At 67.3% G+C, this 6,085-nt stretch carries 7 protein-coding genes; 1 reads left to right on the top strand and 6 read right to left on the bottom strand.

What is annotated here, in order from left to right; genetic code table 11:
- Nucleotides 1–36: 36 nt before the first annotated feature.
- From ACFU6I_RS37715 to ACFU6I_RS37705, 3 genes are all read right to left on the bottom strand, one after another.
- Nucleotides 37–714: an ABC transporter permease gene (locus tag ACFU6I_RS37715; protein ID WP_384375636.1), complete on the bottom strand. Its 678-nt coding sequence runs from the start codon at nt 712–714 to the stop codon at nt 37–39.
- A 342-nt stretch (nt 715–1,056) separates the two neighbouring features.
- Nucleotides 1,057–1,650: a hypothetical protein gene (locus tag ACFU6I_RS37710; RefSeq protein ID WP_384375633.1), complete on the bottom strand. Its 594-nt coding sequence runs from the start codon at nt 1,648–1,650 to the stop codon at nt 1,057–1,059.
- A gap of 282 nt (nt 1,651–1,932) precedes the next feature.
- Entirely contained in the window at nt 1,933–2,487 is a 555-nt protein-coding gene (locus ACFU6I_RS37705; RefSeq protein WP_384375630.1) for a MarR family winged helix-turn-helix transcriptional regulator, read from the bottom strand.
- A 66-nt stretch (nt 2,488–2,553) separates the two neighbouring features.
- On the opposite strand from ACFU6I_RS37705, the gene ACFU6I_RS37700 reads away from it, so the two are divergent.
- On the top strand, nt 2,554–3,582 hold the full coding sequence (locus tag ACFU6I_RS37700) for an alpha/beta hydrolase (RefSeq protein ID WP_384375627.1): 1,029 nt from the start codon (nt 2,554–2,556) through the stop codon (nt 3,580–3,582).
- 163 nt (nt 3,583–3,745) lie between these two features.
- On the opposite strand, the gene ACFU6I_RS37695 is transcribed toward ACFU6I_RS37700, so the two are convergent.
- The 3 genes from ACFU6I_RS37695 to ACFU6I_RS37685 are packed head-to-tail and all read right to left on the bottom strand — an operon-like array spanning nt 3,746 to nt 6,077.
- Nucleotides 3,746–4,087, bottom strand: coding sequence for a hypothetical protein (locus tag ACFU6I_RS37695; protein ID WP_384375624.1), 342 nt, complete (start codon nt 4,085–4,087; stop codon nt 3,746–3,748).
- Between the two features lie 38 nt (nt 4,088–4,125).
- Entirely contained in the window at nt 4,126–4,785 is a 660-nt protein-coding gene (locus ACFU6I_RS37690) for a response regulator (RefSeq protein ID WP_384375621.1), read from the bottom strand.
- The gene (locus ACFU6I_RS37685; RefSeq protein WP_384375617.1) at nt 4,782–6,077 is read right to left on the bottom strand and encodes a sensor histidine kinase; all 1,296 of its coding nucleotides are present in this window, start codon (nt 6,075–6,077) and stop codon (nt 4,782–4,784) included. The genes ACFU6I_RS37690 and ACFU6I_RS37685 overlap by 4 nt, the downstream gene beginning before the upstream one ends.
- Nucleotides 6,078–6,085 lie beyond the last annotated feature (8 nt).

The following is a 6,085-nucleotide window of genomic DNA, read 5'->3' as shown; positions in this document are numbered from 1 at the left end:
GCTGTGGTCAGCCGGTCCGAGCCATCCTCGTAGCGGCTACTCGTTGCGTGCCGTTTCGGGTCCTGTGATGCGTCTGAGCAGCGGCATCGTGGACGCGATCACCGTCAGCGAGGCGACGAGCCCGGCGAGCACGGTCGCGTAGTACTGGATCCCCGGTGGCTGGATCGAGTACCTGAACTGTGCCTGTACGAACAGCTGGGCAGCAAGGAAGCCCATCCCGATCGCCACTACGGCGACCACCAGGAGCGGGACCGCGCTCTCCGGGAGGACTACCCGCCGCAGCACCCCGAGCTGTGTACCGGTCAGCCGCAGCAGGCTGAAGGGGCGCTTGCGGTCGTTCAGGCCCGCAGCCACGCTCACCGCCAGGCTGCAGCCGGCGATGGGGAAGCTGACCAGGATGACCACGTTGGCCAGTTGCTGGTATCCGGCGAGCTGTGCGCCACTTTGGGCATGGTCCTCGCGGACGGTCCATGGGACGTCCTGGTCGGGATACGTGTTCGCGAGGATGGTGCGCGCACGTTCGATCGCCGACGTCGACCCGTTGGTGGCCACAACGATCTCCTGGACCGGGAGGCGGGCGAGGCGCTGGGCGGAGATGTCGGCGGCGGGCCATGCCGTGGGCCAGCGCATCCAGTAGTACGTGCCGAAGCTGCCGTAGTTCTGGGCGACCGAGGCCGCTTGGGCTCCGGGGGCACATGCGCTGTTGGCCGGCATCCTTGCGAGCTCCGTGCACGAGGCCAGGCCGGCAACCGGCGGGGTTCCGACGCCTTGTCGGCCGTGAATGGCCAGGTCCGTGGTGCCGAGCGGATTCGTACCGTTCCCCTGCTCAGCGTCGTCCTCCTCATCGCCGCACTGACCATCGCGCAAGGCAGCTGTCTGATCCTTGGACGGCGCAGCGGTGCGCTCAAGCTACTCAAGCCCGGCGCAAGTTCAGCAGCACCCCAGGCCGAGGGCGCCTGCTGACAACATGGATCGGCTGCCGGTAGCGGTACTGAGCGGCAAACACACATGGCCGACTCCACCGTCAACCCCCGAAGGATTTACGACGCCGACCACTTAGCGATCGAGACTGAATTGCTCGATGACCTGCTTCGCAACGTCTTCTGGCGAGAGGTGGGTGTTGTCGATCCGCAGGTAGTCCGTGCGGTCCTGGAACTCCGTAGTGGAGTTGAGCCGGTGCCTCTCGTCCATGGCCAGGAGCCGACGCTGCGACGCATCGAGGTCGCGTTTGGACGGCTTCTCGGCAAGCCGGGACGCGCCAGTGTTCCGCTGCAGCCTGGCTTCTTGGCTTGCTTCGAGCTCGAGGTAGAGAACTTGGCCGCCTCGCTCGCGGAACGGGAGGGCGTACTGCTCCAACGCTCGCTGACCGTCTGGCTGGTCGAATGCCCACACGTAGGTGAAAATCAGGCCGGGCAGGTCGCTCGCGGCGACTTCTTCGATCAAGCTCTGCCGGAACCCGTCGACGAGGCGCATGAACGCCGGGCTGCCGAAGTCGAAGAAGCGAAGGACCGGTTCGATGGCCATGTGGTTGTGGAACAGGCGGAGCCCGGTGCGCGTGGCGATCTCGCGACCGACGGTCGCCTTGCCAACAGCAGGCGGCCCGACGACGTACAGGAGTGTCGGAGCAGTGGAAGAAGATCCTTCGGCCATTGCCCGAACCTAGACGGGACGTGGACTCCTTGGCCAGCGCTTTCCTGCTGAGCTCCCACCCTTCCTGGTCAACAGTCTGCACTCGGTCAGGTCAGGTCAGGCCGGGCCGCTGCTCATAAGGTGCACCGCTTACAGGACAGCCCTTAGCGGTCGGTGGACTTGGGATGGCCGCTTGATGGCAGCGAGTGCGGGTGTGGGGGCTACGCGTCGCGGCGTCCCGCTGATCTCCTCCGGGGTGGAGGAACTCGTCGAAGGGCCCGACTGAGTGGTGGTGCTGGATGTTCAGTCGACGTGCGGCATGAGGGGCGGGCCGTCCTCCTCGACAGCGAGGGCCACGACACGCAGGAGGGCGGCCAGGTGGTCCAACTCCTTCTTGTCCAGGGGCGCGAGCAGTGTGGCCTCGGCCTCCCGCTGGTCGTCGATCACCGCCGCCCACGTTGCGGCCCCCTGGGGAGTCAGGCCGACGAGAAGGCTGCGGCGATCCTCAGGTGCGTGCTCGCGAGTGATCAGGCCCGCCGACTGCAGTCGGTCGAGGCGGTTGGTGAGGGTGGCGGGGTGGACGCCGAGTCCCTGAGCGAGACGTGTAGGTGCCATGCGGTAGGGCTCTCCCGCCGAGCGCAGGCGCCACAGGATTTCGTATTCCCACAACTTCAGGCCGTGCCGCGCCAGGGCGGCCTCCTTCTTTTGCTGCAGGTGTCGCACGAGCTTCTGCATGCGGGTGACGGCTCCCTCCAACTCCGGTACCAAGCCGGGGACTTCGCGCCCCCAGCGAGCGATGTGCCAGTCGATCGAGTCCCGTGGCTGCGCCGATTCCGCCGCAGAATGCCGTGATGTCACGGCGTCACCCTACCCTCCAGAAATTATGCATTCAGATATTTTGAAATCATAGTACTGTCCCTGGGCATGTCGACCTTCACGCTCGCCGGCCGCATCGACGAACACGTCATCGACAGCGCGTTGCTTCGCGGCAACCCCCTCAACGACCCGGCGCAACGACCGCTGTGGGTCTACACCCCGCCCGGCTACGACGATGCGCCCGAACGCCGCTACCCCGTCACGTATCTGCTACTCGGCTACGCGGGAACGCTCCCGGTCTGGCGCAACCGCACGGCCTTTCGGAAGCCCGTCCCCGAGCTCGCCGACGAGATCTTCGCCCGCGGGGAGGCTCCCGGGATGCTGCTGGTATTCGTGGACGCCTGGACCGCCTACGGCGGCAGCCAGTTCATCGACTCACCCGGCACCGGCTGCTACCACTCCTACCTGTGCGAAGAGGTCGTGCCGTACGTCGACGCCCGCTACCGCACGCTCCCCGCGCGCGACCACCGAGCCATCGCGGGCAAGTCCAGCGGCGGACTCGGCGCCATGGTCACCTCGATGCTCCGCCCAGATCTGTTCGGCGCCTTCGCCACCCACTCCGGCGACTCGCTGTCCGAGGCCCAGTACCACCCGCACTTCCTCACCGCGGCCCGCCAACTGCGGCCCTACGGCGGCGACATCTTCCGCTGGTGGGATGATTTCCGCTCGCGGGCCGCCTTCACCAAGGAGGAGGACCTGAATCTCCTGGAGATCCTCGGCGTCTCCGCCTGCTTTTCCCCGGGCCACGACGGCTCCCCCACCCTTCCCTTCGACCCCCGCACCGGGGCCCTGCGCGAGAAGGAGTGGCAGCGCTGGCTGGCCTGGGATCCGGTACGGATGGCCACCACGCACGCCGACGCCCTCCGCTCCCAGCGCGGCATCTGGATTGACGCCGGCACCCGCGACGAGTGGTTCCTCGACCTGGGCGCACTGGCCTTCCGCGATGTGCTTACGGAAGTCGGAGTGGCCGACGACATCGTGCATTTCGAACTGTTCGAGGGTGGCCACCACGCCGTCGAGTACCGGATGCCGCCCGCCCTTGCCTGGTTGGCGCACCGCATCGCCGATCGGCCTTGACCTCCCGGGGTAGATCAAACCCCACGAACGAAGCAATATCGCCACTCAGAGCACACCCCCGACGAGAATCTGCCAGAGCGAACGAGAATGAGCCTTTTGCGTCCTCAGCGCGAGGTTCCAGAGGACTTCGGCAGGATCGTCCAGGGCGCAGGTGCCGGGGGTCTCAGCCGTCCCCGGCGCTCTTGGCGGAGGGTGGCAGTGCCAGATCGAGCAAGGCGTCAATGGTCTTGCCGTCCAGTTCGCTGTCGAGGTGGAGGGATCGCCGCAGGAGACGGCCGACCTTCTCGGGATGAAGCGCGAGACGCAGGCAGGCGGTCAGGCAGATCTCGCCGAGAAGTCCCGGCGTGTGGCCCGGTTCCCGCTGGATGTACCGGTCGAGAAGTTTCACCACGTCGGTCCTGATGTCTCCGAGAGAAATTTCGCTCTTCCCCCATTCCCGGGCGTTCTCGACGTCGGCTTCGCCCCGCTGCGCGAGCAGGACCTGACCGCCGCTGGCCTCGGCCAAGCAGCCTGAGTACCGCCGAAGGACTGCGAGGGGTTGGTTCAGTAGGACGGTGCCACCAGCCCTGCTTCGTAAGCGAGGATCACGAGTTGTACCCGGTCACGTGCGTCGAGCTTGGCGAGCAACCGGGTCAGATAGGTCTTGGCGGTGGCGACGCTGATGCAGAGCTGGTCGGCGATTTCGGTATTGGACAGGCCCTTGCCGACCAGGGTGAGCACCTCACGTTCCCGGTCGGTGATGCGCTCAAGTTCCGTCCGCCGTGGCGGCGTCGCTGTAGGGCGGCCGGCGAACTCCTTTATCAGTCTGCGGGTGACGCCAGGTGCGATGAGGGCGTCCCCGGCGGCCACGATACGGACTGCGGCGAGGATGTCGTCCAAGGCCATGTCCTTGACCAGGAACCCGGATGCGCCGGCCCGCAGCGCTCCGTAGACGTAGTCGTCGTCATCGAAGGTCGTCAGGACGACAACGCGTGCGGTGCTGGTGCCCGTGGTGATCAGCTGGGTGGCCTCGATGCCGTCCATGCCGGGCATCCGGATGTCCATCACCACCACGTCGGGGTCGAGCTCCCTGGTCAGCCGGACTGCTTCGGCGCCGTCTCCGGCCTCGCCGACGACCTGGACGTCCGCGGTGTCGGTGATGACCATCTGCAGGGCGGCACGGACCAGGGGTTGATCGTCGGCGAGTACCACGCGGATGGTCATCGGGCTCCAGCCGTCGCTTCGGGTTCAATCTCTGCCGCTGTCGGCATCGGTAGCCGGGCGGTTACCTGGAAGCCGCCCCCCGGACGCGGCCCTGCGGTGAAGCGGCCGTCCAGTAGGGCAACCCGCTCCCGCATGCCGACCAGGCCGAATCCGGTGTCCGCGTTCTCCGTGTTCGTGTCGCCGCCCTTCCCGCGGTCGACGACCTCGACGACGAGTTCATCCTCGCGGTATTCGACTTTCACCTGGCAGTGATCAGCAGCCGCGTGTCGTACGACGTTGGTCACCGCCTCCTGGACGATGCGGAACGCCGCGAGGTCGATGTCCGCAGGGAGCGAGCGGCGTTTGCCCTGCCACCACACTTCCACGTGGACACCGGCGGCCGTGGTCGTCGCGGCGAGCCGTTCCAGATCCGCCAGACCGACGGCCGGCCGCAGAGGAGCCTGGGAACGCCCCTGGTCGTAGTCGTTTGGTTCCTGATGCCCGGGGGCGGGTCCCTGCTCCTGGTCGGCCTGCCGTAGTGCGCCCAGCATCCGCCGGAGTCCCGCCAATGTCTCACGCCCTACGTGTTCCACGGTGATCATCGCCTCGCGGGCCCTGGCCGGCTGTGTCTCCACCACTCGGGCTGCGGCCCCGGCTTGCAGGGCGATGATGCCGATGCTGTGGGCGACCGTGTCGTGCATTTCCCGGGCGATGCGAAGCCGTTCGGCGGTGACTGCCTGGGCAGCGGCCCGGGCGTGCAGCTCCGCGGTGTGGGCGCGGGCCTGGTGCACCGAGTTGCCGATGAGCCAGGCGATGACGACCGTCAGGGCGATGAACGGTTCGGAGGCGGTGCCGGATTCCCCTCCCGTGATCCACCGCAGGACGAGGTATCCGGCGAGCACGCTCAGCGCCCCGGCCGCCGCGGTGATCGCGGTGCGCCGGGTCCGGGTGGCCGCGACGTAGCAGAGGGCGACATCCACCCCCAGAAACTGCAGGGGCAGAACTTCGTCCTGCCGCCAGGCCACCGACGAGACAATCGTGCCGACGATCAGCAGCCCGTACGCCACCGTCGTCCGGCGGCGCAGCAGTGCGCTGCCGGTCAGGACCACCAGGAAGGCAAGGGCGAGCAGCGCCTGGGCCGTGAGCGAGTCGAGGCCGTCCCGGGGGTATTCGAGGGAGAACTCGTGCCGGGGCGGTATCAGGACGTACTCGATGATGGGCTGCACCGCTGCCGCGACCCACACCAGTGCCGTCCACAGGCCCGGCGGTATGCGCTTGAGCAGCGGCAGTGGCAAAGGTGAGGAGGCGCGCATGCCGAGAT

The sequence above is a fragment of the Streptomyces sp. NPDC057486 genome, assembly GCF_042802415.1.
In the GTDB taxonomy this organism is placed as follows: Bacteria; Actinomycetota; Actinomycetes; order Streptomycetales; family Streptomycetaceae; genus Streptomyces; species Streptomyces yanii.
This window is presented reverse-complemented; position numbering and strand designations above follow the sequence as displayed.

What these genes read in the sequence shown, in the direction of transcription:
- ACFU6I_RS37710 (WP_384375633.1), bottom strand. Translation starts at nt 1,650, where the DNA reads ATGGCCGAAGGATCTTCTTCCACTGCTCCGACACTCCTGTACGTCGTC.
- ACFU6I_RS37685 (WP_384375617.1), bottom strand. Translation starts at nt 6,077, where the DNA reads ATGCGCGCCTCCTCACCTTTGCCACTGCCGCTGCTCAAGCGCATACCG.
- ACFU6I_RS37700 (WP_384375627.1), top strand. Translation starts at nt 2,554, where the DNA reads ATGTCGACCTTCACGCTCGCCGGCCGCATCGACGAACACGTCATCGAC.
- ACFU6I_RS37690 (WP_384375621.1), bottom strand. Translation starts at nt 4,785, where the DNA reads ATGACCATCCGCGTGGTACTCGCCGACGATCAACCCCTGGTCCGTGCC.
- ACFU6I_RS37715 (WP_384375636.1), bottom strand. Translation starts at nt 714, where the DNA reads ATGCCGGCCAACAGCGCATGTGCCCCCGGAGCCCAAGCGGCCTCGGTC.